The sequence below is a fragment of the Streptomyces sp. CNH287 genome, assembly GCF_000424825.1.
Map to the genome: position 1 here is coordinate 38,318 of NZ_AUKQ01000005.1, position 26,035 is coordinate 64,352.

The following is a 26,035-nucleotide window of genomic DNA, read 5'->3' on the forward strand; positions in this document are numbered from 1 at the left end:
GCAATGTCCGGCAAACGGACGGTCGGGCACAATCAGCCTCATGACGAGCGAGCAGAAAGAGCAGCGGGAGGCCACGAAGGGCGCTGCGCGCCCGGACGGCGCGGCTCGCGCGGGCGGCGCGACGGTCGGCGGCGGCGCGACGGCTGGGGGCGGTGGCGCGAAGGGCAAGGCTGCCAAGGCCGCCAAGGCCGCCAAGGCCGCCAAGGCCGCCAAAGCCGCTGAGCCGGGCAAGACGGGCACGGCCGCCAAGGCAGGCAAGGCCGCCGCGTCCACCGGCGGCGGCGCCGGGGCGGCGGCAGCCGGTGCCGGTGACGCGCCGAAGTACCCCGACCGCTGCTTCCGGTCGCCGTCCGCCATCGCCAGCGGCGTCGCGCTGCTCGGCCTCGCCGCGTGGCTCGGCTTCGACGCGGTCTTCAACGGCAGCGGCCGCACCCCGTGGGTCGCCCTGGCCGGGCTGTGCTGCTTCGTCCCCCTGGTGGCCGCCTTCACGCTGCGGCCCGCCGTGTTCGCGGGGACGGAGCGGCTGCGCGTGCGCAACCCGTTCCGTACGATCACGGTGCCGTGGACCTCGGTCGAGTCGCTCCAGGCCGGGTACACCAGCGAGGTGATCGCGGACGGCACCAAGTACCAGCTGTGGTCGATCCCCGTCTCGCTGCGCGCCCGCAAGGGCGTACACCGGCACAACGAGCGGGTCCAGGCCGGGCAGCCGCCGCGCAACGGGTTCCTGGGCTTCGGCAAGCAGGCCGTCACCCCGGAGGCCGACATGGCCGAGCGGCGCGCCACCTCCGACCAGGCGATCGACGAGTTGCGCGAGCTGGTCCTGCGGCACGGCGAGGACGGCGAAGCGCCGAGCACCCCCGGCCCGGTCGTGGTCCGCTGGGCGTACGAGCTGCTGGTCCCGGCCGTGCTGGGCGCGATCGGGCTGGCGGTGCTGTACGCGACGCGCTGAGGCGCTGCGGCGCTGACGTGCTGGGTCGCTGACGCGCCCGGGAGCACGCGCAGCGTCAGTCCACTCAGCTCGGCCGTTCCGACACGAGCAGATCGACGGCACCGGCGGAGCGGTGCTCGCCTTGCCGGGTCAGCATCTCCTGCACGGCATGCGCGCGCCGCTCGACGCCGTCCGGGGCTCGTGCAGCAGGAGCCGGACGCCAGCTGAGGTGTCGGCCAGGTAGGCCATCGGTGTCAACGCCGGTATGCCCGCTTGTCCAGCCGCAGGTCGAAGTCGCCCTGCGCGCCCATCTCACGCAGCTCGGCCAGCGCCAGCGCCCGGGAATGGCGCTTCGCGACCTCCGCCAGGGCGGAGTTCACGGTGTCCTTCTTCGTCGTGGTGCCCAGTATTGCGGCGGCCGCTTCCAGAGCCTCGTCGTCGACTTCAACCAGCAGCTTGGACACTGGAGCCTCCTCTGTCGACCGGGTCTGCCCCTGTCCCCTGGTCTGCCTCGTCGCTGGTCCGGTCCTCGTCGCCGTGGAAAGCGGCGGCCTCGGCGCGCAGGGGCGCGACGTCGATCCGCGGTGCGTCGCGCCACCTGCGCATGGCCGTGACCCTGCTGCCACGCAACGTACCGGCGTGCGGAGTGCTCAGATGCCCGCCGCCGCGCTCACGTCCCGGGCCAGTGCGGCCAGGACGCGTGCGGCCTCGGCCCGGGCCGCCGGGAGGGACGTCGCGTCCGGAACCGGGACGACCGCCTCCAGGTAGCACTTCAGCTTCGGCTCCGTCCCGCTCGGCCGGATCACCACGCGCGCCGCGCCCTCGCCCAGCCGGTAGCGCAGCCCGTCCGTCGGGGGCAGCGCGGCGGAGCCGCGGGCCAGGTCGTCGGCGGCGGTGACCGGGAGCCCGGCCAGCTCGGCGGGCGGGGTGGCGCGCAGCCGGTCCATCGCCGCCGTGATCAGCGAGAGGTCCTCGACGCGCACCGAGAGCTGGTCGGTGGCGTGCACGCCGTACTCCACCGCGAGGTCGTCCAGCAGGTCGCTCAGCGTACGGCCGGCCAGGCGCAGCTCGGCGGCGAGTTCGGCGATCAGCAGTGCGGCGGTGACGCCGTCCTTGTCGCGTACGCCCTCGGGGTCGGCGCAGTAGCCGAGCGCCTCCTCGTAGGCGTACCGGAGGCCGTCGGTGCGGGTGAGCCACTTGAAGCCCGTCAGCGTCTCCGCGTACGGCAGCCGGGCGGCCTCGGTGATGCGGGCCAGCAGGGAGGAGGAGACGATCGTGGTCGCGAAGGTGCCGCGGGCGTGCTTGTGCACGAGGTGGGTGGCCAGCAGCGCGCCCACCTCGTCCCCGCGCAGCATGCGCCAGCCCGCCTCGGCGTCCGGGTCGGGGACGGCGACCGCGCAGCGGTCCGCGTCCGGGTCGTTGGCGATGACCAGGTCGGGGGAGGTGGCGCGGGCCGTCGCGAAGGCGAGGTCCATGGCGCCGGGCTCCTCCGGGTTGGGGAAGGCGACGGTGGGGAAGTCCGGGTCGGGCTCGGCCTGCTCGGGTACGGCGACGGGGGCCGGGAAGCCCGCCCGTACGAACGCGTCGTGCACCGTGCGCCAGCCGACGCCGTGCAGCGCCGTGTGCACCACGCGTACGTCGCGCGGGGCGCCCTCGGTGAGCACCGAGCCCGTACGGGCCAGGTAGGAGTCGACGATCTCCTCGCCCAGCGTCTCCCAGCCCTCCTCGGGGCGCGGCACCCCGGCGAGCGGGCCGACGGCGGCGATCTCGGCGGCGATCTCCACGTCGGCGGGGGTGGCGATCTGGGCGCCGTCGCCGAGGTAGACCTTGTAGCCGTTGTCGCGCGGGGGGTTGTGGCTGGCGGTGACGGTGACGCCCGCGACGGCGCCCGCATGGCGCACGGCGTACGCCAGCACGGGCGTGGGCAGCGGGCGTGGCAGCAGGGCCGCGCGCAGGCCCGCGCCGGTGAGCACGGCGGCGGTGTCGCGGGCGAAGTCGGCGCTCTTGTGGCGCGCGTCGTAGCCGATGACGACCAGCCCGCCGGCGTGCCCTGCGGACCGCAGGTACCCGGCCAGCCCGGCGGCGGCCCGGATGACGACCGCGCGGTTCATCCGCATCGGGCCGGCGCCCAGCTCGCCGCGCAGCCCGGCCGTACCGAACTGGAGGGTGCCCGAGAAGCGGGCCGCCAGCTCGTCGGGGTCGGCCGTCTCGATCAGCTTGGCCAGCTCCTCCCGCGTCTCCGGGTCGGGGTCCTCGGCCAGCCAGTCGCGGGCCCGCGCGGTCAGCTCGCGGGGGGAGGGGGCGCTCGCGGTGGGGTGCTGGGGCACGGTTCCTGCCTCTCGAAGAACGGGCGGGCGGGCAGACGGGCGGACGGGGCGGCGGCCCGCTTGCGGGGGACGCAGCCTCCTTGGGAAGGGTGCCCGTCAGATCCGGCCCAGCACGCGGGCGAGCAGAGAACCCATGCGGCTGGCCGAGTCCCGCCCCGCCTGGAGGACCTCCTCGTGGCTGAGGGGCTCGCCGGTCATGCCCGCCGCCAGGTTTGTCACCAGCGAGATGCCGAGCACCTCGGCGCCCGCCTCGCGCGCGGCGATGGCCTCCAGCACGGTGGACATCCCCACCAGGTCGCCGCCCATTGCCCGGACCATGCCGATCTCGGCGGGCGTCTCGTAGTGCGGCCCGGTGAACTGGACGTACACGCCCTCCTCCAGCGAGTCGTCGATCTCCTGGCACAGGGCGCGCAGGCGCGGCGAGTAGAGGTCGGTCAGGTCGACGAAGCGGGAGCCCTCGATGGGGGAGGCGGCCGTCAGGTTGATGTGGTCCCGGATGAGGACCGGCTGGCCGGGGCGCATGCCCGGCCGGAGGCCGCCGCAGCCGTTGGTGAGCACGAGGGTCTTGCATCCGGCGGCGACGGCCGTACGGACGCCGTGCGCGACGGCGGCCACGCCGCGGCCCTCGTAGTAGTGCGTACGGCCGAGGAAGACCAGCGCGCGCTTCTCGCCGAGCTGGTAGGAGCGGACGGTGCCCGCGTGCCCGGCCACCGTCGGCGCGGGGAAGCCGGGCAGGTCGGTGACCGGGAACTCCCGCTCGGGCGCGCCGAGGGCCTCGGCGGCGGGGACCCAGCCGGAGCCCATCACGAGCGCGACGTCGTGGCTCTCCACGCCGGTCAGCTCGCGCAGCCGCGCTGCCGCGGCTCCGGCCGCCTCCGCCGCCTCGGCGGGGCGCGCGGGCTGCGACTCCTCGGGGGCGCGGGGGACCGGGGTCTCCCCGCGCGCGCCCGGGGGCGGCGCCTTCGGGGTGTGGGCCGGGGAACGGCCGTCGTCAGCGTGGTCCGGAGCAGGAGATGCGTTCACGGTTCGAGCCTAGCCTGATTGTGCCTACGCGCGTAGACGGTGGTCGGTGCGTATCGGTCCGTACCTGGGAAACCACAGGTTCCCGCCACGTTCCCGGCGCATTTCCCCCACAGGTGCGCTCCGGGCGGCACTCGGCGGGGCGGCGGGGCGGCAGGTCAGCAGGGGCGCTTGCGCAGTTCCATCACGTAGTCGTGCGGGGCGCCCGCCGACTCCGCCGCGTCGGCGATCTCGCCCAGGTAGCGGGCGGAGGGGAGGCCGCCCTCGTACCCGTTCAGCACGTAGCACCAGGCGGGCTCGTCACCGTCCAGGGTGTGCACCCGCATCCGCATCCGCCGGTAGATGTCGAGGCCGACGCCCTCCCAGCGATCCAGCGCCTCCTCGTCCATCGGCGCGACGTCGTAGAGAGCCACGAAGACCTGTGAGCGCGGTGCCTCGACCACCGTCACCAGCGCGCCCTCCCACCCCATGTGCTCGCCGCCGAAGGTGAGCCGCCAGCCGTCCAGCCAGCCGGTGCCGCGCAGCGGCGAGTGCGGTGCGCGGCGTGACATCAGCCGCGCGTCGAGGGAGCCGGCGTAGGCGGCGTAGAGCGACATGAGTCGAGGGTACGGGAGTGCCCCGCGAGCCTCGGTGTGTCGCGAGCGCGGCCGTGCGCCGGGGGCGGGAGGGCGCGGGGATGCGCTCCGGCCAGGCACGGGAGGGCGCGCGGCGGGTGCTCGGCGGGCGCGCGGCGGGCGCGTGGGAGGGGCGTGGCAGGGGCGCCCGTACGTGCGCGGCCCGGGTGCGAGACACTGGAGCACGTGACTCGGATCGTGATCATCGGTGGTGGGCCCGGCGGCTATGAGGCGGCGCTGGTGGCCGCGCAGCTCAAGGCGGAGGTGACCGTCGTGGACTGCGACGGTCTGGGCGGTGCGTCGGTGCTCACCGACTGCGTGCCTTCCAAGACGCTGATCGCGACGGCCGAGGTGATGACGAACTTCGACTCCTCGCACGAGGAGCTGGGCATCCGGATCGAGGACGACACCCCGCCGCTGGAGCAGGCGGCCCGGGTCGTCGGCGTCGACCTCGGCAAGGTCAACCGCCGGGTCAAGCGCCTCGCACTGGCCCAGTCGCACGACATCACCGCCTCCGTCACCCGTGCGGGCGCCCGCGTGATGCGCGGGCGCGGCCGGGTGGAGCCGCACCAGGGGCCGGACGGCTCGCGCGAGGTGGTGGTGCGCGCGGCTGACGGCAGCGAGGAGCGGCTGACGGCGGACGCGGTGCTCGTCGCCACCGGCGGGCACCCGCGCGAGATCCCGGACGCCCGTCCGGACGGCGAGCGCATCCTGAACTGGACGCAGCTCTACGACCTGGACGAGCTGCCCGAGGAGCTGATCGTCGTCGGTTCCGGCGTCACCGGCGCGGAGTTCGCGGGCGCGTACCAGGCGCTGGGCTCGCAGGTCACCCTCGTCTCCTCGCGGGACCGGGTGCTGCCCGGCGAGGACCCGGACGCGGCGGCCGTACTGGAGGACGTCTTCCGGCGGCGCGGGATGAACGTCATGGCGCGCTCCCGTGCCGCCTCCGCGAAGCGGGTCGGCGACCGGGTCGAGGTCACGCTCAACGACGGCCGCACGATAGGCGGTTCGCACTGCCTGGTCGCCGTCGGCGCGGTGCCGAACACCAGCGACATGGGGCTGGAGGAGGCCGGCGTGCGGCTGCACGAGTCCGGCCACATCTGGACGGACAAGGTCTCCCGCACCTCCGCCCCCGGCGTCTACGCGGCGGGCGACTGCACCGGTATCTTCGCGCTGGCCTCGGTCGCGGCGATGCAGGGCCGGATCGCGATGTACCACTTCCTGGGCGAGACGGTGGCCCCGCTCAACCTCAAGACCGTCTCGGCGAACATCTTCACCGACCCCGAGATCGCGACCGTCGGCTACTCGCAGTCCGACGTGGACGAGGGCCGGATCGACGCCCGCGTCGTCAAGCTGCCGCTGCTGCGCAACCCGCGCGCGAAGATGCAGGGCATCCGGGACGGCTTCGTCAAGCTCTTCTGCCGCCCCGGCACCGGCATCGTGGTGGGCGGCGTGATCGTCGCCCCCCGTGCGAGTGAGCTGATCCACCCGATCTCGATCGCCGTGGACAACAGCCTGACGGTGGAGCAGATCGCCAAGGCGTTCACGGTGTACCCCTCGCTGACGGGCTCGATCGCCGAGGTGGCCCGGCAGTTGCACAACCGCAAGGAGGACGAGCAGCGGTAGTGCCGCGCGGCGCCGCATGGGCCGTGCCGACTCCGGGCAGCCTTATACCACTTGGCGGCGCGGAGTGTGAACAATTTCCGATATTTGCCGCAAGCACGTGAAAGCAGACGGTCGTCGGGGTTACTGTCAGTTCCGTGTTCGCTGCAGAACGTCGCCAATTGATCCTTGAAATGGTCCGGGCCAATGGAGCCGTATCGCTCCGGGAGCTCGCCCGAGTCGTCCAGACCTCCGAAGTGACCGTCAGACGCGACGTGCGGGCGCTCGAGGCCGAGGGGCTGCTCGACCGCCGGCACGGCGGCGCGGTGCTGCCCGGGGGCTTCTCCCGGGAGTCCGGCTTCCCGCAGAAGTCCCTCGCCGCGACCGCCGAGAAGACCGCCATCGCCGATGTGGCCGCGGGGCTGGTCAGAGAGGGCGAGGCCGTCGTCGTCGGCGCCGGTACGACCACCCAGGAGCTGGCCCGGCGGCTGGCCCGGGTGGCCGGGCTGACCGTGGTCACCAACTCCCTGCTGGTCGCGCAGGCGCTGGCGCACGCCAACCGGGTCGAGGTGGTGATGACCGGCGGCACCCTGCGCGGCACGAACTACGCGCTCGTCGGCAGCGGGGCGGAGCAGTCCCTCCAGGGGCTGCGGGTCTCCCGCGCCTTCCTCTCCGGCAGCGGGCTCACCGCCGAACGCGGCCTCTCCACCTCCAACATGCTCTCCGCGAGCGTCGACCGGGCCCTGGTGCAGGCCGCGGCCGAGGTCGTCGTCCTGGCCGACCACACGAAGCTGGGCACCGACACGATGTTCCAGACGGTGCCTGCCGAGGTGATGACGCGGCTGGTCACCGACGAGCCGCCGCCCCACGACACCCGCGCGTCCGCGGAGTTGCAGGCGCTGGCCGACCAGGGCGTGCACATCAACTTCGCGGTGCCGGGCCACGCGGGCGGCGGGCCGGGCGGGCCGGGCGGGCCGGGTGGTCCGAGTGGGCAAGGGGGTCCGGGCGGTCAGGGCGGCACCGGGCACGCCCGCCGGGACGGCCCGCTGCCGGGCCAGCGGCGCAACCGGCCGCCGCGCGGCGTGGGCGGTGCGGGCGGTATGGGCGGCGTGGGCGGTGCCCCGGGCCCGCCGCAGCTGCGCAGCGCGCCGCCGCCGCCGTCGGCGCTGCCGGAGGCGTACCGCTGAGGGGCAGTCGGGTGGTCCGGGCCCGGGAGCGGGTGCCGTCCGGTGCGTGGCGCCCAGGGCCTCTCGTGTGGATGTTGCCGGGCCGGGGAGCGGGGTCTCCCGCAGGGCCGGGGGGACGCGCGTCAGGCGCGACCGCCCAGCACGGCGACGCCCAGGGGCCGTTCGCCCGCCGCGAGGCGCTGCGTCGAGCCGCTCTCCAGGTCGATGACGGTGATCCCGTTCCAGAAGCCGTCCCGGGTGAACCCGCCGGTCACGTACGCGGTGCCGCCGTCCGCGGAGACGGCCACGTCCTCGTGCGGCCCGTCCAGCGGGTAGCGCCGCTCCGCGCCGCCGGGCTGCCGTACGGTCAGCGACGGTCCCTCGTCCTCCGCCGGGTCGATGGGTCCGGTGCCGACGACGAACAGCCGCCCGTCGTCCGTGGTGACCGCACCGTGCTGGTGCGTGTCGGCGGTCATCGGCTCGATGACCGACCGGCCCGTGCGCGGATCGAGGACGACGAGCCGCTCACCCTCGAAGGGCAGCAGCAGCTTGCCGTCCGAGGGCCGTACGGCGGCGTAGTGCGGCTTGAGCCAGGAGCCGAGCCCGCCCTCGGTGCCGTACGGCGCGACCTCCACCCGGCGCGGCCCGGGGGCGCTGCCCGGGTCCGCATTGCCGTGCTTGCCCAGGCCGACGACGGTGACGTCGAAGGAGTCGTGGCCGGTCGCGTACGCCTCGGAGCCGTCCTGTGACACGTCGACGTCGAACGGGCGCCGGCCGACGGGCACGGTGCGTACGACCTTCCGCTCCGCCGTGTCGATGACCTCCAACGTGCCCCGCTCACCTGGCACGTTGACGCCCACGTAGAGGTGGTCGCCGTCCGGCGCGAGGGCGATGCCCATCCCGCCGCCGCGGTACTCACCGGTCGTGGCGGGCCCGGAGTCCGTCCGGTACGGGATGCGGGCGAGGCGCTCACGCGTGCGCGTGTCCACGACGGCCACGCCCTCGGCGGTCGCCACCCAGGCCAGCCCGTCGGCGTCGACGGCCAGCCCGTACGGCGCGGTGCCCACCTCTACCGAGGCGATCGGGCCGCCGCCGCGCCCGGACTTACCGCCCGGGTCGACGAAGGTGACGGTGTCCGCGCCGAAGTCGGCGACGAGCAGCGCCCCTTCGGGGGTGGGGGCGGTGCTGGACGGGGTGGGGGCGCGGGCCGTACGGCCGCCGTCACCGTCGGTGCCGCTGCCGGAGGTGCCACCGCCGGAGGTGCAGCCGGCGGCCAGCGCCGCCACGGCCGCCGCCAGCGCCGCCGCGCGTGCCGCCCGGCGCCGGGGGTGCCTTCGCGGGGCCGCCGGGCTCACGGCTCGCCCGCCGGTCCGGTCGCCGGGCCGCCCGCCGTCGCGCCCCCGTCCTCCGCCGCGCGCAGCAGCTCGGCCATCCCCCAGAACCCGCGCCGGTCTGCGTGCTGGAGCGCGGTGACTCCGTCGCCGTCCGGCAGCCCCGGATCGGCGCCCGCCGCCAGCAGCAGCCGGACGATCTCCTGATGGTCCCGGCCGCCGTCGCCGAGGATCACGGCCTCCAGCAGAGCGGTCCAGCCGAGCCGGTTGACGTGGTCCACGTCGATGTCCGTCTCCGCCAGCACGGCCCGTACGTACGCGACGTGGCCGCGCTCGGCGGCCGGGATCACCGAGACGCCCCCGTAGCGGTTGCGGAGCGTGAGGTCGGGGCGCGCCGGGAGCAGCGCGCGCATCATGGTGACGCTGCCGGTGACGCCGGTCGCCAGCCAGGGGCTGTCGGCGCGCTCGTCCTGCGCGTCGGCGTCGGCTCCGGCCGCGACCAGGGCCGTGGCGGCGGCGACGTGGTCGCCCAGCACGGCGAGCAGCAGCGGCGTACGGCGCTGCGCGTCACGCGCTTCGGTACGGGCGCCCGCGGCGAGCGCGGCCCGTACGGCTTCGGTGTCGCCTCGGTGTGCGGCGTCGAGCAGCTCCGGATCAGGGCCGTCGGTGTGGCGGGGGGCGGGCATGGCGTCCTCGGTCTCGTGCGGGGTCCACGCCCGGGGCGGTGTCCGTCGGGGCACCGCCCCGGGCGTGAGCCGGGGGGCGGACGGTCAGCGGCCCAGTGCGTCGACTCCCGCCTGGGCGAACTTCTCGTCCAGGGTGCCGCTCGGGGCGCCCGCGACGCCAATGCCCGCGACCGGTGCGTCCTTCGCGGTGACGGGGGCGCCGCCCGCCAGGAAGAGCGTGCCGGGGATGTCCTTGAGGTTGGGGGCCTGCTTGAGGCGCTCGGCCAGCTCGGAGGTGGGGGCGTTCCAGGCGACGGCCGTGTACGCCTTGCGCTCGGCCGACGCGGGGGCCTGCGGTCCGGCGCCGTCGCCGCGCAGGGTGACGATCGTGTTGCCGTCGCGGTCCACGACGGAGACGGCGACGCGCTGGTCCTCCTGCTGCGCGGCGTCGAGCGCGGCCTGCGCCGCCTCGGTGGCGGCGGACACGGTCAGGTGGCTGGACTGGCGCAGGTCCTGCTTGCCCGCGCCGCCCTTGCCCGGCCCGCCCTTGGCGGCGGCGGTGCTCTGCGCGCCTGCGGCCGGGGAGTCCGCGTTCGCGGTCACGGCGCCGAAGGTGCCCGCGCCGAGTGCGGCGAGGGCGACGCCCCCGGTCAGCAGGCGGGTGCGGACGGACAGCTGCTTCATGCTCTTCATGAGGGTGCTCCTTGGGGGTGCGGCTCAGCCGGGGATACGGCTCAGCCGGGGTGCGGTCCGGGTGCGGCCGGTGCGGCCTGCTCCACCGATCCTCGGCCCGCGGCGGGGTGCGGGGCGTCGCCGCACCGGCTGCCGATGGGGAGCGGATCGGGCGAGCGGGGGGTCAGCCGATCGGATGACGGCGCGTCGGCGGGGGCCGGGCGACAATGGCAGTGGTTTCCCGGTTCCACCGGTTCCACCGGTTCCACCGGTCCCCGTCGGGACCGGACCGGGCACGTCCGCCCACCGGTGAGGCAGGCGCGGCAGGCGGGACGAGCGAGGGAGAGTGACCGTGCGGGACCAGCGGCAGGCGGCGGAGGGTGGTGACGGGCTCGTCCCGACCCCCGACCCGGACGCCCGCCGGCTCGCCGCCGTGATGCACAGCGCGTTCTTCCTGCTGCTCGCCGCGTCCCTGGCGCGCTTCCTGCTGCGGCACCCCGGCGAGCCCCGCACTCCGTGGATCGTCGCCCTCTCCGTCGTCCTGGTCCTGCTGTACGTGCTGGGCCCCGCGCTCGGCTCCCGGGCGACCCCGCGCAGGCTGGTCTGGCTGGCGGTGGTGGTCGCGGTGTGGGTGGTGCTGGTGCTGCTCGCCCCCAGCTTCGCCTGGTGCGCCGTGCCGCTTTTCTACACCGGGCTCCAGACGCTCCCGCACCGTGCCGCGCTGGCGCTGGTCGCGCTGCTGACCGCGTTCGTCGTCACGGCGCAGCTCCAGCTCTCCCGGGGCGGATTCGACCCCAACCTGCTGCTCGCGCCGCCCGCCGTCGCCGCCGTGGCCACCGCCGTCTTCGTGCGGATGCAGCGGCAGGCGGCCCGGCAGCGGGCACTCATCGACGACCTCATCCGCACCCGGCGCGACCTCGCCGCCACCGAGCGCCGCGAGGGCACCCTCGCCGAGCGGCAGCGGCTCGCGATGGAGATCCACGACACCCTGGCGCAGGGCCTGTCCAGCCAGCAGATGCTGCTCCAGGCCGCCGACCGGGTGTGGGAGTCCGACCGGCCCAAGGCCCGCGGCCACCTCCGTACGGCGGAGGGGATCGCCGAGCGGAACCTCGCGGAGGCGCGGCGCTTCGTGCAGGGCCTGGCGCCCGCCGACCTGGCCGTGCCCGGCGGCCTCGCCGCCGCGCTGCGCACGCTGGCCGCCCGCGAGAGCACGCCCGGCCTGGAGGTCCGCTTCCACGCCGAGGCGCCGCCCGGCGGCGCGCCGCCGCTGCCCGACGTGGTGCAGTCGGCACTGCTGCGCATCGCCCAGGGCGCGCTGGCGAACGTACGGGAGCACGCCGGCGCCTCGCACGCCGCCCTCACCCTCACGCACCTGGACGACCAGGTGGTGCTCGACATCGCCGACGACGGCCGCGGCTTCGACACCGGGGCGGCCGGTGCCGGGCCGGTCCCCGCCGGGTCCGTCCGCGCCGCCGGGCCGGGCGGGGTGCGCGGGCACGGGCTGCCCGCGGCGCGGGTGCGGGCGCGGCAGCTGGGCGGCACCCTGACCCTGGAGTCGGGGCCGGGTGAGGGCACGGTCCTGTCCGCCGCGATCCCCCTGGACAGCTCGGAGAGGCCGGAGACGAGGGAGACCCGCTCATGACGAGGCAGCCCGCCGCGCCCCCGGTCCGCGTCCTGCTCTGCGACGATCACGCGGTCGTCCGCGCCGGGCTGCTGGCGCTGCTCGGCAGCGAGCGGGGCATCGAGGTGGTCGGCGAGGCGGGCAGCGGCGCGGAGGCCGTCGCGCTGGCGGGCAAGGTGCGGCCGGACGTCGTCCTGATGGATCTCCAGCTGGGCGAGGGCATGGACGGCGTCGAGGCCACCCGCCTGCTCACCGGCCCGCCCGGCGGCCCGCACGTCCTGGTGCTGACCACGTACGACACCGACGCCGACATCACCCGGGCCATCGAGGCGGGCGCGACCGGCTACCTGCTGAAGGCCGAGCGGCCCGAGGAGCTGTTCGCCGCGATCCACGCGGCGGCCCAGGGGCGTACGACGCTCTCGCCGCCCGTCGCCAGCCGGGTCATGGCGCGGATGCGCAGCCCGCGCCCCACGCTCACCGCCCGCGAGCTGGACATCCTGGGCCAGCTCGGGCGCGGCCTGGGCAACCGGGACATCGCCCGCGCGCTGTTCATCAGCGAGGCGACCGTCAAGACGCACCTGGGCCGGATCTACGAGAAGCTCGGCGTGGACACCCGCGCGGGCGCGGTCGCGGTCGCGACGGAGGAGCGGCTCCTTCCCCGCGGGCCGTAGGGCGTGGGCCTGTCCTCGCGCCTCGCGATCCCTCCCCTGTCCGCGGCGGAGGGACCCCAGCGCCTGACTCCCTCTGCGGGCCGATCCGTGAATATTCCGCCGGCACGGCCCAGCCCGGATGCCCCTGGTCGATGTCTGGGAATCGCGGGACAACAGCCCCTATGCTGCTGCGATGCGCATCGGAGAACTGGCCGGCCGTACCGGGGTACCGGTTCCGACGATCAAGTACTACCTCCGTGAGGGACTGCTGCCGGCCGGCGAGCGCACCCGGCCGAACCAGGTGCGGTACGCCGACGCGCACGTCCGCCGTCTCAAGCTGATCCGCGCCCTGCTGGAGGTCGGCGGCCTGTCCGTCGCCGCCGCGCGGGCGGTGACGGCGCAGCTGGACGGGGCGGGTGCGGACGGGGACGCGGCGCACGGCGTGCCCGGTGCGTCCGGAGTGCCCGGTGCCGTCGCGCGGGCGGGCGCCGACCACGGCGGTCACCAGCGGCGGTACGGCGAGCAGGCGGAGCACGCCCGCGCCGAGGCCGAGGTGGCCGAACTGGTGCGGGCCCGGGGCTGGCGGGTGCGGCCGAGGAGCCCGGGCTGGGAGCCGCTGGTCCAGGTGGTGGCGGCCCTCCGTGACCTGGAGCAGGAGGACCTGCTCGGGCTGCTGGACCAGTACGCCGCCGCCGCCGAGGAGTTGGCCGCCGCCGAGGTGGCGGTGGCCGGGCGGCGCAAGAGCCCGGCGGGCCGGGTCGAGGGCGCGGTGCTGGGCACCGTGCTGGGTGACGCGGCGATGGCCGCGCTGCGGCGGCTGGCCCGGGCCGACGGGGCCGCGCGCGCCGCCCGCCCGCCCGTACGGGACCAGCAGAGCTGACCCGGGCGCGCGGCAGAGCGCCACGCCGCGCTAAGGAAGCGCACCGCGCCGCACCGCGCCGTGCCGTGCCGTGCCGTGCGGCAGGCAGAAGTGCCGCCGCACGGCGCGTGTACCAGGCGGGGCACCCGGCGGGCGCCCCCCGGGCCTCAGTCCTTGATCTCGCAGATGACCGACCCCGCCGACAGCGAGCCGCCCACCTCCGCCGCCAGGCTCTTGACCGTGCCGGAGCGGTGCGCGTTCAGCGGCTGCTCCATCTTCATCGCCTCCAGCACGACGACGAGTTCGCCCTCCTCGACCCGCTGGCCCTCCTCCACCGCGATCTTGACGATGGTGCCCTGCATCGGTGACGCCAGCGCGTCGCCCGACGCGCCGCCGCCGCCCTTCTTCACGGCCTTGCGCTTGGGCTTCTTGCCGCCCAGGGCGGGCTGCGCGGATGAGACGCCCAGCGAGGAGGGCAGCGACACCTCGAGCCGCTTGCCGCCGACCTCGACGACGACGACCTCCCGGGCGCCCGCGCCCTCGTCCTCCTCCGCCCCGGGAGCGGCGAAGGGCTTGATCTCGTTGACGAACTCGGTCTCGATCCACCGGGTGTGCACGCGGAACGGGGCGTCGGTGAACGCCGGGTCGGCGACGACGGCCTGGTGGAAGGGGATGGCCGTGGCCATGCCCTCGACGGTGAACTCGCCCAGCGCCCGCGCGGCACGCTGGAGCGCCTGCTCGCGGGTGGCCCCGGTGACGATCAGCTTGGCGAGCAGCGAATCCCAGGCCGGGCCGATGACCGAGCCGCTCTCGACGCCCGCGTCCAGCCGTACGCCGGGCCCGGTGGGCGGGACGAAGGAGGTGACGGTGCCCGGCGCGGGCAGGAAGTTGCGCCCCGGGTCCTCGCCGTTGATGCGGAACTCGAAGGAGTGGCCGCGCAGTACGGGGTCCTCGTAGCCCAGCACCTCGCCGTCGGCGATGCGGAACATCTCGCGGACCAGGTCGATTCCGGTGACCTCCTCGGTGACCGGGTGCTCCACCTGGAGCCGCGTGTTGACCTCCAGGAAGGAGATGGTGCCGTCCTGCCCGACGAGGAACTCGCAGGTGCCCGCGCCGACGTAGCCCGCCTCCTTGAGGATGGCCTTGGACGCGCGGTACAGCTCCGCGTTCTGCTCGGCGCTCAGGAAGGGCGCGGGAGCCTCCTCCACCAGCTTCTGGTGCCGCCGCTGGAGCGAGCAGTCACGGGTGGAGACCACCACGACGTTGCCGTGCTGGTCGGCCAGGCACTGCGTCTCCACGTGGCGGGGGCGGTCCAGGTAGCGCTCGACGAAGCACTCGCCGCGCCCGAAGGCGGCGACCGCCTCGCGCACCGCCGAGTCGTACAGCTCCGGCACCTCGGCGAGTTCGCGGGCCACCTTCAGGCCGCGCCCGCCGCCGCCGAAGGCCGCCTTGATGGCGATCGGCAGGCCGTGCTCCTCGGCGAAGACGACGACCTCCTCGGCCCCCTTCACCGGGTCCTTGGTGCCCGCGACGAGCGGGGCGCCGGCGCGCTGCGCGATGTGCCGGGCCGCCACCTTGTCGCCCAGGTCCCGGATGGCCTGCGGCGGCGGGCCGATCCACACGAGCCCGGCGTCCAAGACAGCCTGGGCGAACTCGGCGTTCTCCGAAAGGAATCCGTAGCCCGGATGCAGGGCGTCCGCGCCGGAGTCGGCGGCGGCACTCAGCACCTTGGTGACATCCAGGTAGCTGGTGGCCGGAGTGTCACCGCCCAGTGCGTATGCCTCGTCCGCGACCCGAACATGCAGCGCGTCCCGGTCCGGCTCGGCGTAGACCGCGACGCTGGCGATCCCGGCGTCCCGGCAAGCACGGGCAACCCGGACAGCGATCTCGCCACGGTTGGCGATGAGCACCTTGCGCACGATGACTCCCTCCTCGAAACAAGGTGAGTTTAGGTAGTGGTGACACCACACACCGAGCCGCCCACGGGCGTGAGCTTGCCCACTCGGAGTGTGCTCCGGGTGCTGCCGCACCCCGTAATCCCTTGTCACCCAAAGGTACGCCGGGATTTGTGAGCTGCCCGCCGATCGCGGATGTGGTTAAGGTCTCTGTCCAACTCGTAACGGTCAATTCACCGATATTTGTGGGGACCCTACGAACGGCAGTCAATAATTTTGCATTCCGGTCCTCCTCTTGCCCCAAGCTTTACCCGTGAGTAGCGTGCGGCCTGCCAAGGAAGCGCGCGCAACGAGGGGGTGAGGGCCGGTGGCCCGGAGGTCCGTGGCCGCGCTCGGCGCGGCGGTGCTGGCTCTCGAGGCGATCGGCATCGTGCTCCTGCATGTCTTCCTCGGCATGGTCGTGGACGACCAGCAGATGTCCCTCGCCGGTCTCCAGCCGCGCGCGATGACGCTGGCCGCGGTCGTCGCGGGCGCGCTCTTCGGCGTCTTTCTGCTGCTGTGCGCGGTCGTGTTGACGCGGACGGCCCTGCGGGACCGGCCCCCGGGGCGCTTCCCGCGCCTCCTGCTCATCGGCGTCGCCGTGGTGCACGGGCTGCTGGGGGCCCTCGCCGTCGGGCTGGTGGGCTGGGCGGCGTTCGCCTTCATGATGCTGGTGCTCGGGCTGCTCGTCTGGTCGCTGGTCTCCTACGGGCCGGACGGTGCTGCCGGCCCGGACGGCGCCCGCGGTGCGGCGACCGGCAGCGGCTCCGGCAGCGGCGGTTCCGGCCCCGGCGAGGCCGGTGGCGGCGAGCGGCTCTCGCCCGCCTGAGCTCCGCCCGCGGGCCGCGGAGCCGGTCGGGCTCACAGGTCCGGTCAGGCCCACAGCTCCGTGATGCCGACGCCCAGCTCGGCCAGCAGCCCGCGCAGCAGCGGGAGCGAGAGGCCCAGTACGTTGCCGTGGTCCCCGTCGATGCCGTCCACGAAGGGGCCGGAGAGCCCGTCCAGCGTGAACGCGCCCGCGACGTGCAGCGGTTCGCCGGAGGCGACGTAGGCGGCGATCTCGGCGTCCGTCGGCTCCCCGAAGCGCACCGTCGTCCCGGCGGTCGCGGACCTGCGGGCGCCGCCGGCGGTGTCGATCAGGCAGTGCCCCGTGCGCAGCACTCCCGAGCGCCCGCGCATCGCCTTCCAGCGCGCCGTGGCCTCCTCGGCGTCCGCGGGCTTGCCCAGGGCCGCGCCGTCCAGCTCCAGCACCGAGTCGCAGCCGATCACCAGCGCCCCGGCCGCCTCCGGCCGCGCCGCCACGGCCGAGGCCTTCGCCTCCGCCAGCACCCGGGCCAACTCGGCGGGCGTGGGCGCGTCGAGCGCGTCCTCGTCGACGCCGCTGACGATCACCGCGGGGGCCAGTCCGGCCTGCCGCAGCAGCGCGAGCCGGGCGGGGGACCGCGAGGCGAGGACGAGGCGTCGCGCGGGTGTGGGGGTGCCGGGCAGCGCGGACCGGCTCTCGGTGGTCATGGGGTCATCGTAGGCAGCGCCGCCCGGGGCCGGGCGCGTGGGCGGTCAGCCGGTCACCGGGCGCAGGAGAGGACGAGCGCCGCGACGACCGCGACGGCGAGCACCCGGAAGAGGCGCGCCAGCATCACCTGCGCCGCGCGCAGCTCCTGCGGCGGCTCGTCGTGCGGGTCGGACCAGAGCATGCCCCGATCCTGCACCGCGGGGGGCCGCGGCGCCTGAGTACGCGTACTCAAGGTCCTCCCCGGGACCCGTCGGCGCCCGCGACCGCCCGCCAGCCTCTCAGGCCGGCCAGTACGCCGTGCGCCACGCCTTCGGCCCCGGGCGCGGCACCCGGCGGCCCGGCACCGTGCGCGCCGGGTCGGACCACTCGTCGCTCGCGTGCGCCTCCGGCCCACCGCTCACGCGCGCGGCGGCCCGCGCCCGGACCACCGCCAGTGCGGCGGCCAGCTCCTCGGGGGTGGGGTTGCCCCTGACGACCTTGATCATGTGAATCCCCTCTCTGCGGCTCTGCTCTTCTGCTGCCCATTGCTGAACGAATCAGAGCGGAATGTTCCCGTGCTTCTTCGGCGGCAACTGCTCCCGCTTGGAACGCAGCGTGCGCAGCCCGCGGGTGATGTGCCGCCGCGTCTCGGACGGCATGATCACCGCGTCCACGTATCCGCGTTCCGCGGCGGCGTACGGATTCAGCAGCGCGTCCTCGTACTCCTGGGTCAGCCGCACCCGCAACTCCTCGCGCTGCGCCGGGTCTTCGGCGGCGACCAGGGTCTTGCGGTGCAGGATGTTCACCGCGCCCTGCGCGCCCATGACGGCGATCTGGGCGGTCGGCCAGGCGAAGTTGAGGTCGGCGCCCAGGTGCTTGGAGCCCATGACGTCGTACGCGCCGCCGAACGCCTTGCGAGTGATCACCGTGATCAGCGGAACCGTCGCCTCCGCGTAGGCGAAGATCAGCTTGGCGCCGCGCCGGATGATGCCGTCGTACTCCTGGTCCGTGCCGGGCAGGAAGCCGGGCACGTCCACGAAGGTGAGCACCGGGATGTTGTACGCGTCGCAGGTGCGCACGAAACGCGCCGCCTTCTCGCTCGCGTCGATGTCCAGGCACCCGGCGAACTGCATCGGCTGGTTGGCCACCACCCCCACCGACTGGCCCTCCACCCGCCCGAAGCCGGTGATGATGTTCGGCGCGAAGAGGGCCTGCGTCTCCAGGAACTCGGCGTCGTCCAGCACGTGTTCGATGGCGCTGTGCATGTCGTACGGCTGGTTCGCGGAGTCGGGGATCAGGACGTCCAGCTCACGGTCCGTCGCCGAGGTCTCCAGGTCCGCCTCCTCCGGGAAGACGGGCGGCTCGGAGAGGTTGTTGCTCGGCAGGTAGGACAGCAGCGCCTTCACGTACTCGACGGCGTCCTTCTCGTCCCCGGCCATGTGGTGCGCCACGCCGGAGGTCGCGTTGTGCGTACGGGCGCCGCCCAGCTCCTCGAAGCCGACGTCCTCGCCCGTGACCGTCTTGATCACATCCGGACCGGTGATGAACATGTGTGAGGTCTTGTCGACCATGACGGTGAAGTCCGTGATCGCCGGGGAGTAGACCGCGCCGCCCGCGCACGGCCCCATGATGAGGCTGATCTGCGGGATCACGCCGGAGGCGTGCACGTTCCGGCGGAAGATCTCGGCGAAGAGGCCGAGCGCGGTCACGCCCTCCTGGATACGCGCGCCGCCGCCGTCGTTGATGCCGATCACCGGGCAGCCGGTCTTCATCGCGAAGTCCATCACCTTCACGATCTTCTCCCCGTAGACCTCGCCCAGCGAGCCGCCGAAGATCGTGAAGTCCTGCGAGTACACGCACACCGGACGGCCGTCCACCGTGCCGTAGCCGGTCACGACGCCGTCGCCGTAGGGGCGGTTCTTCTCGATGCCGAAGGCGGTGGAGCGATGCCGCGCGAACTCGTCCAGCTCGGTGAAGGAACCCTCGTCGAGCAGCAGGTCCACGCGCTCGCGGGCGGTCAGCTTGCCCTTGGCGTGCTGCTTCTCGACCGCCCGCGCGGAGCCGGCGTGGGTCGCCTCCTCGGCGCGCCGCCGGAAGTCCGCGATCTTGCCCGCGGTCGTATGGATGTCGGGGCTTGTCTCCTGCTCGGACACGGCCTGCGGCTCCTACTCGTCATCGGGTGCGTCGGGTCCCTCGCGACCGTTGGGCCGCCCGGGTACGCGGGTGTGGGGCACGGGGCTACTGGTTCGTAGGTTATCGGCGGGCACCCCTCCCGTCGCTGCGGCGTTGGACACACTTCCCCGAGCGCTCGCCCGTACGCCCCCGCGAACGCGTGCGGCGGCGCCCGCCCGCCGTGGATCGCGGGGCAGCCCTGGGGTGGATCGCCCCGGTACCACCGGTATCGGGGCGGCCCTCCGCCTTCCGGTCGTACTCGGCCTACGGAAACCGGGAAGGGGGCCGAGACGGAGAGAGCGCAGCGAACGCGGTGCACCAGAGACCGCCGAGCCCACCCGCCGGGCGGCCTGCGCTGCTTTCGCCACCCGCCTAGGGTTCCCGTATGAGCGAGAATCCGCCCGACAGCCCCGGAAACCGCTGGTCCGATCTGGAAAGGCCGCCGCTGGGGGCCGCCTCGCTGCGCCGCGCGCTCGTCCGCGCCGACGCCCTGTGGACCTCCCTGGAGGTGGCGGAGTCGCTCGGCTCCACCAACACCGAGCTGGTCGCGCGGGCCCGCGCCGGTACCGCGCGGGCGGGCGCCGTGCTGGTCGCCGAGGAGCAGACCGCCGGGCGCGGGCGGCTGGAGCGCCGCTGGAGCGCGCCGCCCCGCTCCGGCCTCTTCTTCTCCGTCCTCCTGGAGCCGGCCCCGCCCACCGAACGCTGGAGCTGGCTGCCGCTGCTCACCGGCGTCGCGGCGGCCAGCGCGCTGGCCCGTACGGCGGGCGTGGACGTCGCGCTGAAGTGGCCGAACGACCTGCTGGCCCAGGTCGGCGGCGAGGAGTGCAAGATCGGCGGCATCCTCGCCGAGCGCGTCGGGGAGCGCGGCGTCGTCGTCGGCCTCGGGCTGAACGTCTCGCTGCGCGCCGACGAGCTGCCCGTCCCCGGCGCCGGCTCCCTCACCCTCGCCGGGGCGAAGGGCACCGACCGCGACCCGCTGCTGCGGGCCGTCCTGCGCTCACTGGAGGAGTGGTACGGGCGCTGGAGCGCGGCGGACGGCGACGTGGGCGCGAGCCGCCTCCAGGAGGCGTACGCGGCGGGCTGCGCGACGCTGGGCCGCACCGTGCGCGCGGAGCTGCCCGGCGGCGGCGAGCTGCGCGGCGAGGCGGTCGCGGTGGACGGTGACGGGCGGCTCGTCCTGGCGACGGCGGAGGGCGTGCAGCGACCGATCGGCGCGGGCGACATCGTGCACCTGCGCGCGGCGGAGTGAGCGGCGGGTGAGCGGGCGGTGAGCGCCGGGTGACCGCCGGGTGAGCGGCCGGCCGCCGCGTCGGCCGCGCGCCTGGCCGCCGCGCGGCGTACGCGGCACCCGCGCAGGTCGCGCGGGTGCCGCCGGGCGGCCGGGGCGGGAGTGAGCTGGCGCACACCTGCCGTATTGTTGGCATTCGGCACACAGAAACAGAGAACGGAAGGGCAGTGCACGGGGACGACCGGACGTGGCAGGGGGCGGGCTGTGGCCATGGATGAGCCGGGCCCACCCGAGGGCGCGGACCCCTCCGCAGGGCCGCCCGCGTCCCCCGAGCCGCGCGCTGCCCAGGAGGCGCGGGACGCGGGCGAGGCCAGCCCGGAGGACGATCCCAGCGCGCTGCGCATCGAGGAGCTGATCCTCGGGTCACCGCGCCAGTACACACCGTTCCAGGCGGCGCGCGCCGCCGATGTGCCGATGGACCTGGCCGCCCGCTTCTGGCGGGCCATGGGCTTCGCGGACGTCGGCCAGGCGCGCGCGTTCACCGAGGCGGACGTACTGGCGCTGCGGCGGCTGGCCGGGCTGGTCGAGGCCGGGCTGCTGAGCGAGTCGATGGCCGTCCAGGTCGCCCGCTCGACCGGCCAGACCACGGCCCGGCTGGCCGACTGGCAGATCGACTCCTTCCTGGAAGGGCTCACCGATCCCCCCGAGCCGGGCATGACCCGCAACGAGGTCACCTACCCGCTGGTCCAGCTGCTGCTGCCGGAGCTGGAGGAGTTCCTCGTCTACGTCTGGCGCCGCCAGCTGGCGGCGGCCACCGGCCGGGTCGTGCAGACCCAGGACGACGAGGAGATGGTCGACCGGCGGCTGGCGGTCGGCTTCGCCGACCTCGTCGGCTTCACACGCCTCACCCGCAGGCTGGAGGACGAGGAGTTGGGCGAGCTGGTGGAGGCGTTCGAGACCACCGCCGCCGACCTCGTCGCCGCGCACGGCGGGCGCCTGATCAAGGCGCTCGGTGACGAGGTCCTCTACGTCGCCGACGACGCGGGCACGGCCGCCGAGATCGGCCTGCGGCTGATCGAGACCATGGCCAACGACCCGACCATGCCCGAGCTGCGCGTCGGCATCGCGTTCGGCACGGTCACCACGCGGATGGGCGACGTCTTCGGGAACACGGTGAACCTCGCCAGCAGGCTCACCTCGATAGCGCCCAAGGACACGGTCCTGGTGGACGGCGCCTTCCGCGCGGAGCTGACGGCGGTCGGCGACGCCCCGGAGTCCGAGAAGGAGAGCGAGGACGACCTCGCGGGCTTCCGCTTCGCCCTCCAGCCGCTCTACCAGCGCCCGGTGCGCGGCCTGGGCGTCGTCGAACCCTGGCTCCTGGGCCGCCGGAGCTGAGGGCATCCCGCAGCGCTGATGCGTCCCGCAGGTCGGCGATCAGCTCTTCGAGCCGCGTGTGCGGATGGCCGGCCGCCCGCTCGGCCGCGATCCGCAGGGCAGTCCAGCTCGGGCCTGTGGCGAGAGTGGCACGGTCGCCCGAAGTGCGGGCCACGCGGCAGGCGCCGCTTGGTATCAGGCTCTGGAGGGTTGCTGTCCCCGGGGGCCGTCGGCCGCGAGTGGAAGACTGCGCAGCGACAGTGCGCTCGGCATCGGCAGCACCTCGTGGGCCGCCTCGGCGCGGAACGACTGGAGCAGGTAGGCCACCAGACGCCGGGAGGCCGCACGGTCACCCGGCAGCGCGGTGACCAGAGCGCAGTGGGACAACAGGGCTACGACGAGGTCGGAGGGGTGGAAGTCGGCCCGCAACGCGCCCGCCGCCTGAGCCCTGCGGACCAGGGCCATGAGGTCCCGCTCGGCCTGTTCACGTACGCGCGCATGCTCTCCCGTGGTGTCCGGAAAGGCCGCCAGGAACGCGGCCGGGAAGCCCCGTTCCTCCCGTTGCAGCTCGCAGACCGTCTCGACCAGCTGCCGGAAGCCCCGCCACGGATCGGGGTCGGCCAGCGCCTCGGTCAGCGCCTGGGCACAGGTGTCCATCTGGTGCGCGAACGCGGCCCGCACCAGGGCGTCCCGCGTCGGGAAACGCCGGTACAGCGTCGCCACGCCGACCCCCGCCCGCCGGGCCACGGTCGCCATGGGCGCGTCGATGCCGTGCTCGGCGAAAACCACGCGGGCAGCCGAAAGGATGCGCCGCCGGTTGCGGAGGGCGTCCGCCCGCAGACTGTCCTCCCCCGCGATCCGAGAGGATTCCCCCACCACTGTTTCTCACCTCCGGCCAACCGGACGATCTCGTCCGCTTGTCAGCCTACGCTCGGCGCCATGGTCCCCCGCAAGACCTCTGGTGGCGAAGGTGAGAACGCAACGATGGACGACCGCACGATGAGAGCCGTACTGTTCGACCGCTTCGGCGGCCCTGAGGTGCTGTACGTGGGCCGGGTGCCACGCCCCGGACCGGCACCCGGCGAGGTCCTCGTACGCGTGCACGCGTTCAGCGTGAACAGCGGCGAACTGGCCGCCCGTTCCGGCCGGGTCCGCCTCCTCACCGGCCGGAAGTTCCCACAGCGCATCGGGCTGGACTTCACTGGCGAAATCGCCGCACTCGGCACCGGCGCGACTGGCGTAGCGGTCGGCGACCGGGTGTGGGGCGTCCTGGGCCGCAGCTCCGGATTCGGCAGCGCCGCCGAGTACGTGACGGTACGGCCCGAGCGGCTCGGCCGGGTCCCGGACGGGCTGGACCTCCTGGCCGCCGCCGCACTGCCGGTGGCCACCACAGCCGTCACGGCTCTCCGCGACAAGGCCGCAGTGAGCCCCGGCGAACGGCTGCTCGTACGGGGTGCGGCGGGCGGCGTCGGCAACGCCGCCGTCCAGCTCGGACAGGCGTACGGCGCCGAGGTCACGGCCCTGGCCCGCGCTGCCAACCTCGACTTCGTCCGTACGCTCGGTGCCCACCACGCCGCCGACCACCGGACCATGTCCCCCGCGGAACTGGGACTGTTCGACGTGGTCCTCGACACGGCGGGCACCGACCTGCGTACCGTACGGCGGATGCTGAAGCCCGGCGGTCGCATGGTCGCCATCGCCTTCGACCAGACGCGGCCCGCCGCCTCGCTGGGCTACATCGCGGTCAGCGCCGTCCACGGACGCGGCCGGGTGCGCTTCTTCAGCGGCAACCCCGGACGCGCGCTCTTCGACGAAGTCGCCCGCCAGGTGGCGGAGGGGAAGCTGCGGCCGGCGGTGGACACAGTCTTCCCGCTGGAAGAGACGGCCTCGGCACACCGGGCGCTGGAGGCGGGCGGGGTGCGGGGCAAGTACGTGGTCAGGGTCGACTGAAGGTTGTTGCAGACCTTCTCTGTCCACCACCGTGCCCGGTCCTCGCCGCTCGGCCGATGAGGCAGGCGTGAGACCCCTGGTGGAGGGAGCCGCAGGACGGCGTCTGACAGGTGATGCCGGTGACCGGCAGCCTCAGACCCAGCGACGCGCCCGCACCGACCGCGCGCAGCGCGATGCGCGCGCCCGCCGCGTCGCACCGGCATGGACGGCAGCACACTCAGCCCGTGTAGGCCGCTCGATGCTGCACGGTTCACCACACTGGCGACGAGGAGCGCACAGGAACAACAATGCGTCCGAGGCACAGCACTCTCCCAGCGACGGGAGGCCCCGCATCCGCCCCCGCGAGGTCGAACGGCACGCGTCCGGCGCAGCCCGACGGTCTGTGAGGCGCCCTCCCGGCTACGGGAAACTACGCTGTCACCCGCGCTGCAACCCGTGTGGGGGAAGCGGGTTCAAGTCCGGCCGGGCAGGTGCCGGGCACCGTTCGGTGGGTGCGGGACGGCAGGAGAGGGGGCGGCATGGAGCCGCTGGTGGCGGGGGACCCGGTGCGGGTGGGTGAGTTCGTGCTGCGGGGCCGCCTGGGCTCGGGCGGAATGGGGGAGGTGTTCCTGGGGCGGTCGCCAGGCGGGCGTGCGGTGGCGGTGAAGATCGTGCATCCGCATCTGGCGCGGCAGGCGGAGTTCCGGCGCCGTTTCCGGCGGGAGGTGGCCGCCGCAGGGTCGGTCAGCGGCGCGTTCACCGCGCCGGTGGTGGCGGCCGGTCCGGACGACGATGCGCCGTGGATCGCGACGGTGTTCGTCCCCGGGCCGACGCTGGCCGAGGCCGTGGCCAGGACCGGACCGCTGCCGGAAAGCTCGGTGTGGCCACTGGCGGCCGGGTTGGCCGAGGCGCTGCGGGCCATCCACACCGAGGGTCTGCTCCACCGCGACCTCAAGCCGTCGAACGTGCTGCTGGCCGGGGACGGCCCGCGGGTGATCGACTTCGGGATCGCCCGTGCGGCGGACGCGACCGAGGTGACCAGGGACGGCACGTCCATAGGCACGCCCGGCTTCATGTCGCCGGAGCAGGCGGAAGGCGGCCAGGTCGGGCTGCCCAGCGACGTCTTCTCCCTCGGCGCCGTGCTCGCCTTCGCCGCCACCGGCGTCCACCCTTTCGGCCAGGGCCAGCCGTTGGCGGTCCTCTACCGCGTGGTCTCCGGCGAGCCGCAGCTGGACGGACTGGACGGCCCGATACGCCGACTGGTCAGCACCTGCCTGGCCAAGGACCCCGCCAGGCGGCCCACCGCCGGTCAACTCCTCGACCAGATCGCCTCCCACTGGGACCCGCCCGCTGATTTCTCCGACGCCACGCCGTGGCCCCATGCCGTCACGACGCTCATCCACGCACACGCCACACCCCCCACCCGGCCGTACACCTCGGTCACCCCCACCCCACCCGCGCCGGACCCGGAAGAGCTGGACCGGCGCCACCGCGATGCCTGTGAGCTGGGGGAGGCGGGTGAGCATGGGGAGGCGGCGCGGTTGCTTGGGGAGGTGGTTGCCGATCGGGCGCGGGTGCTGGGGGCCGACCACTACGACACCCTGCTCTCCCGCCACCTCCATGCCTACTTTCTGGGTCAGGCGGGCGAGCATGCGGTGGCGGCACAGCGCTACGCCGGACTCGCCGCCGACTCGGCGCGGGTGCTGGGGGCCGACCATCCTGACACCCTGAACGCCCGCTGCCTCTACGCCTCCAACCTCGGAAATCTGGGGGAGCATGCGGAGGCTGCGCGCCTGTTGGCCGAGGTGGCCGCCGACCGGGCGCGGGTGCTGGGTGCCGATCACTACGACACCCTCTATGTCCGCAGCACCCACGCGGGCAACGTCGGAAGCTCGGGGGATCATGCGGAGTCCGCGCGGCTGCACGGTGAGGTGGCCGCCGACCGGGCGCGGGTGTTGGGTGCCGACCACTACGACAGCCTGCTCAGCCGCCATCATCTCGCCTGGGAACTACGGTCGGCGGGGGAGTACGCGGAGGCGCGGCGGGTGTACGGCGAGTTGATCGCCGACTCGGCGCGGGTGCTGGGGGCCGACCATCCTGACACCCTGAACGCCCGCTGTCTCTACGCCTCCAACCTCGGAAATCTGGGGGATCATACGGAGGCTGCGCGGTTGCTGGCCGAGGTGGCCGCCGACCGGGCACGCGTGCTGGGTGCCGACCACTACGACGCGCTGTACGCCCGCTACAGCCATGCCTGTGAGCTGGGGGAGGCGGGGGAACGTGCGGAGGCTGCGCGCCTGCTGGCCGGGGTCGCCGCCGACCGGGCGCGTGTCCTGGGTGCGGATCATCCCGACGCCCTGCACGCCCGGTCGTTGTCGGAGCGCTGGAGCGAGTGAGGAGCGCTTGGCGTCGGCGCCGACGCGGTGGCGGCGGCCGGAAGCCACCCGCGCT

General features: G+C 74.4%; 24 protein-coding genes and 1 pseudogene. 11 read left to right on the plus strand and 14 right to left on the minus strand.

What is annotated here, in order from left to right; all coding sequences use genetic code 11:
* Positions 1 to 40 precede the first annotated feature (40 nt).
* Positions 41 to 949 carry a PH domain-containing protein gene (locus H299_RS32525; RefSeq protein ID WP_106965736.1) on the plus strand — a complete coding sequence of 303 codons (909 nt, stop codon included), beginning with the start codon at positions 41 to 43 and terminating at the stop codon, positions 947 to 949.
* Positions 950 to 999: 50 nt separating this feature from the next.
* Here H299_RS32525 and H299_RS40245 read toward each other — a convergent pair.
* The 5 genes and pseudogenes from H299_RS40245 to H299_RS0106475 all read right to left on the minus strand — a co-directional run.
* A pseudogene (locus tag H299_RS40245) lies at positions 1,000 to 1,124 on the minus strand (PIN domain nuclease); the annotation flags it as partial.
* A gap of 58 nt (positions 1,125 to 1,182) precedes the next feature.
* A complete protein-coding gene (locus H299_RS0106460) occupies positions 1,183 to 1,392 on the minus strand; it encodes a type II toxin-antitoxin system VapB family antitoxin (RefSeq protein WP_027747745.1) in 210 nt (69 codons plus the stop codon).
* 186 nt (positions 1,393 to 1,578) lie between these two features.
* Positions 1,579 to 3,255, minus strand: coding sequence for a phospho-sugar mutase (locus H299_RS0106465; RefSeq protein WP_051262185.1), 1,677 nt, complete (start codon positions 3,253 to 3,255; stop codon positions 1,579 to 1,581).
* Between the two features lie 96 nt (positions 3,256 to 3,351).
* On the minus strand, positions 3,352 to 4,278 hold the full coding sequence (locus H299_RS32530) for a purine-nucleoside phosphorylase (protein ID WP_078512515.1): 927 nt from the start codon (positions 4,276 to 4,278) through the stop codon (positions 3,352 to 3,354).
* Between the two features lie 155 nt (positions 4,279 to 4,433).
* On the minus strand, positions 4,434 to 4,871 hold the full coding sequence (locus H299_RS0106475; protein WP_027747747.1) for a gamma-glutamylcyclotransferase family protein: 438 nt from the start codon (positions 4,869 to 4,871) through the stop codon (positions 4,434 to 4,436).
* A 195-nt stretch (positions 4,872 to 5,066) separates the two neighbouring features.
* Between H299_RS0106475 and H299_RS0106480 the strand changes: the two genes are divergently transcribed.
* Together H299_RS0106480 and H299_RS0106485 are read left to right on the plus strand one after the other, a co-directional pair.
* Positions 5,067 to 6,515, plus strand: coding sequence for an NAD(P)H-quinone dehydrogenase (locus H299_RS0106480; protein WP_027747748.1), 1,449 nt, complete (start codon positions 5,067 to 5,069; stop codon positions 6,513 to 6,515).
* 134 nt (positions 6,516 to 6,649) lie between these two features.
* Positions 6,650 to 7,678, plus strand: a complete 1,029-nt coding sequence (locus H299_RS0106485; RefSeq protein ID WP_078512516.1) for a DeoR/GlpR family DNA-binding transcription regulator — start codon at positions 6,650 to 6,652, stop codon at positions 7,676 to 7,678.
* Between the two features lie 122 nt (positions 7,679 to 7,800).
* On the opposite strand, the gene H299_RS0106490 is transcribed toward H299_RS0106485, so the two are convergent.
* The 3 genes from H299_RS0106490 to H299_RS0106500 form a co-directional block, all read right to left on the minus strand.
* Positions 7,801 to 9,012, minus strand: a complete 1,212-nt coding sequence (locus H299_RS0106490; protein ID WP_027747750.1) for a YncE family protein — start codon at positions 9,010 to 9,012, stop codon at positions 7,801 to 7,803.
* Positions 9,009 to 9,674, minus strand: a complete 666-nt coding sequence (locus tag H299_RS0106495) for an ankyrin repeat domain-containing protein (protein ID WP_027747751.1) — start codon at positions 9,672 to 9,674, stop codon at positions 9,009 to 9,011. Before H299_RS0106495 ends, H299_RS0106490 begins: the two co-directional genes overlap by 4 nt.
* A gap of 84 nt (positions 9,675 to 9,758) precedes the next feature.
* Complete coding sequence (locus tag H299_RS0106500; protein WP_027747752.1) at positions 9,759 to 10,337, minus strand: heme-binding protein; 579 nt, start codon at positions 10,335 to 10,337, stop codon at positions 9,759 to 9,761.
* Between the two features lie 340 nt (positions 10,338 to 10,677).
* On the opposite strand from H299_RS0106500, the gene H299_RS32535 reads away from it, so the two are divergent.
* From H299_RS32535 to H299_RS32540, 3 genes are all read left to right on the plus strand, one after another.
* Entirely contained in the window at positions 10,678 to 11,967 is a 1,290-nt protein-coding gene (locus tag H299_RS32535; protein ID WP_037758208.1) for a sensor histidine kinase, read from the plus strand.
* On the plus strand, positions 11,964 to 12,617 hold the full coding sequence (locus H299_RS0106510) for a response regulator transcription factor (protein ID WP_027747753.1): 654 nt from the start codon (positions 11,964 to 11,966) through the stop codon (positions 12,615 to 12,617). The genes H299_RS32535 and H299_RS0106510 overlap by 4 nt, the downstream gene beginning before the upstream one ends.
* A 172-nt stretch (positions 12,618 to 12,789) precedes the next feature.
* The gene (locus H299_RS32540; RefSeq protein WP_051262186.1) at positions 12,790 to 13,476 is read left to right on the plus strand and encodes a MerR family transcriptional regulator; all 687 of its coding nucleotides are present in this window, start codon (positions 12,790 to 12,792) and stop codon (positions 13,474 to 13,476) included.
* A 146-nt stretch (positions 13,477 to 13,622) separates the two neighbouring features.
* On the opposite strand, the gene H299_RS0106520 is transcribed toward H299_RS32540, so the two are convergent.
* On the minus strand, positions 13,623 to 15,374 hold the full coding sequence (locus tag H299_RS0106520; RefSeq protein WP_027747754.1) for an ATP-binding protein: 1,752 nt from the start codon (positions 15,372 to 15,374) through the stop codon (positions 13,623 to 13,625).
* Between the two features lie 343 nt (positions 15,375 to 15,717).
* Between H299_RS0106520 and H299_RS32545 the strand changes: the two genes are divergently transcribed.
* Positions 15,718 to 16,218, plus strand: coding sequence for a hypothetical protein (locus H299_RS32545; protein ID WP_078512517.1), 501 nt, complete (start codon positions 15,718 to 15,720; stop codon positions 16,216 to 16,218).
* Between the two features lie 44 nt (positions 16,219 to 16,262).
* On the opposite strand, the gene H299_RS0106530 is transcribed toward H299_RS32545, so the two are convergent.
* The 4 genes from H299_RS0106530 to H299_RS0106545 form a co-directional block, all read right to left on the minus strand.
* Positions 16,263 to 16,901 carry a Maf family nucleotide pyrophosphatase gene (locus tag H299_RS0106530; RefSeq protein ID WP_051262187.1) on the minus strand — a complete coding sequence of 213 codons (639 nt, stop codon included), beginning with the start codon at positions 16,899 to 16,901 and terminating at the stop codon, positions 16,263 to 16,265.
* A gap of 53 nt (positions 16,902 to 16,954) precedes the next feature.
* Positions 16,955 to 17,083, minus strand: a complete 129-nt coding sequence (gene mmpB, locus H299_RS40250) for a morphogenic membrane protein MmpB (protein ID WP_486587172.1) — start codon at positions 17,081 to 17,083, stop codon at positions 16,955 to 16,957.
* Positions 17,084 to 17,180: 97 nt separating this feature from the next.
* On the minus strand, positions 17,181 to 17,387 hold the full coding sequence (locus H299_RS0106540) for an acyl-CoA carboxylase epsilon subunit (RefSeq protein ID WP_027747756.1): 207 nt from the start codon (positions 17,385 to 17,387) through the stop codon (positions 17,181 to 17,183).
* A 51-nt stretch (positions 17,388 to 17,438) separates the two neighbouring features.
* Complete coding sequence (locus H299_RS0106545) at positions 17,439 to 19,034, minus strand: acyl-CoA carboxylase subunit beta (protein WP_027747757.1); 1,596 nt, start codon at positions 19,032 to 19,034, stop codon at positions 17,439 to 17,441.
* 404 nt (positions 19,035 to 19,438) lie between these two features.
* Between H299_RS0106545 and H299_RS0106550 the strand changes: the two genes are divergently transcribed.
* Both H299_RS0106550 and H299_RS0106555 read left to right on the plus strand, forming a co-directional pair.
* Positions 19,439 to 20,302, plus strand: coding sequence for a biotin--[acetyl-CoA-carboxylase] ligase (locus H299_RS0106550; protein WP_027747758.1), 864 nt, complete (start codon positions 19,439 to 19,441; stop codon positions 20,300 to 20,302).
* 243 nt (positions 20,303 to 20,545) lie between these two features.
* The gene (locus H299_RS0106555) at positions 20,546 to 21,676 is read left to right on the plus strand and encodes an adenylate/guanylate cyclase domain-containing protein (RefSeq protein ID WP_027747759.1); all 1,131 of its coding nucleotides are present in this window, start codon (positions 20,546 to 20,548) and stop codon (positions 21,674 to 21,676) included.
* Between the two features lie 174 nt (positions 21,677 to 21,850).
* Here H299_RS0106555 and H299_RS0106560 read toward each other — a convergent pair whose 3' ends face one another.
* Positions 21,851 to 22,531 carry a TetR/AcrR family transcriptional regulator gene (locus H299_RS0106560; protein WP_027747760.1) on the minus strand — a complete coding sequence of 227 codons (681 nt, stop codon included), beginning with the start codon at positions 22,529 to 22,531 and terminating at the stop codon, positions 21,851 to 21,853.
* Between the two features lie 108 nt (positions 22,532 to 22,639).
* On the opposite strand from H299_RS0106560, the gene H299_RS0106565 reads away from it, so the two are divergent.
* Both H299_RS0106565 and H299_RS37400 read left to right on the plus strand, forming a co-directional pair.
* On the plus strand, positions 22,640 to 23,605 hold the full coding sequence (locus H299_RS0106565) for an NAD(P)-dependent alcohol dehydrogenase (RefSeq protein WP_027747761.1): 966 nt from the start codon (positions 22,640 to 22,642) through the stop codon (positions 23,603 to 23,605).
* Between the two features lie 518 nt (positions 23,606 to 24,123).
* Positions 24,124 to 25,980 (plus strand): protein kinase domain-containing protein, encoded by a 1,857-nt coding sequence (locus tag H299_RS37400; RefSeq protein ID WP_051262188.1) that lies wholly within the window; start codon positions 24,124 to 24,126, stop codon positions 25,978 to 25,980.
* Positions 25,981 to 26,035 lie beyond the last annotated feature (55 nt).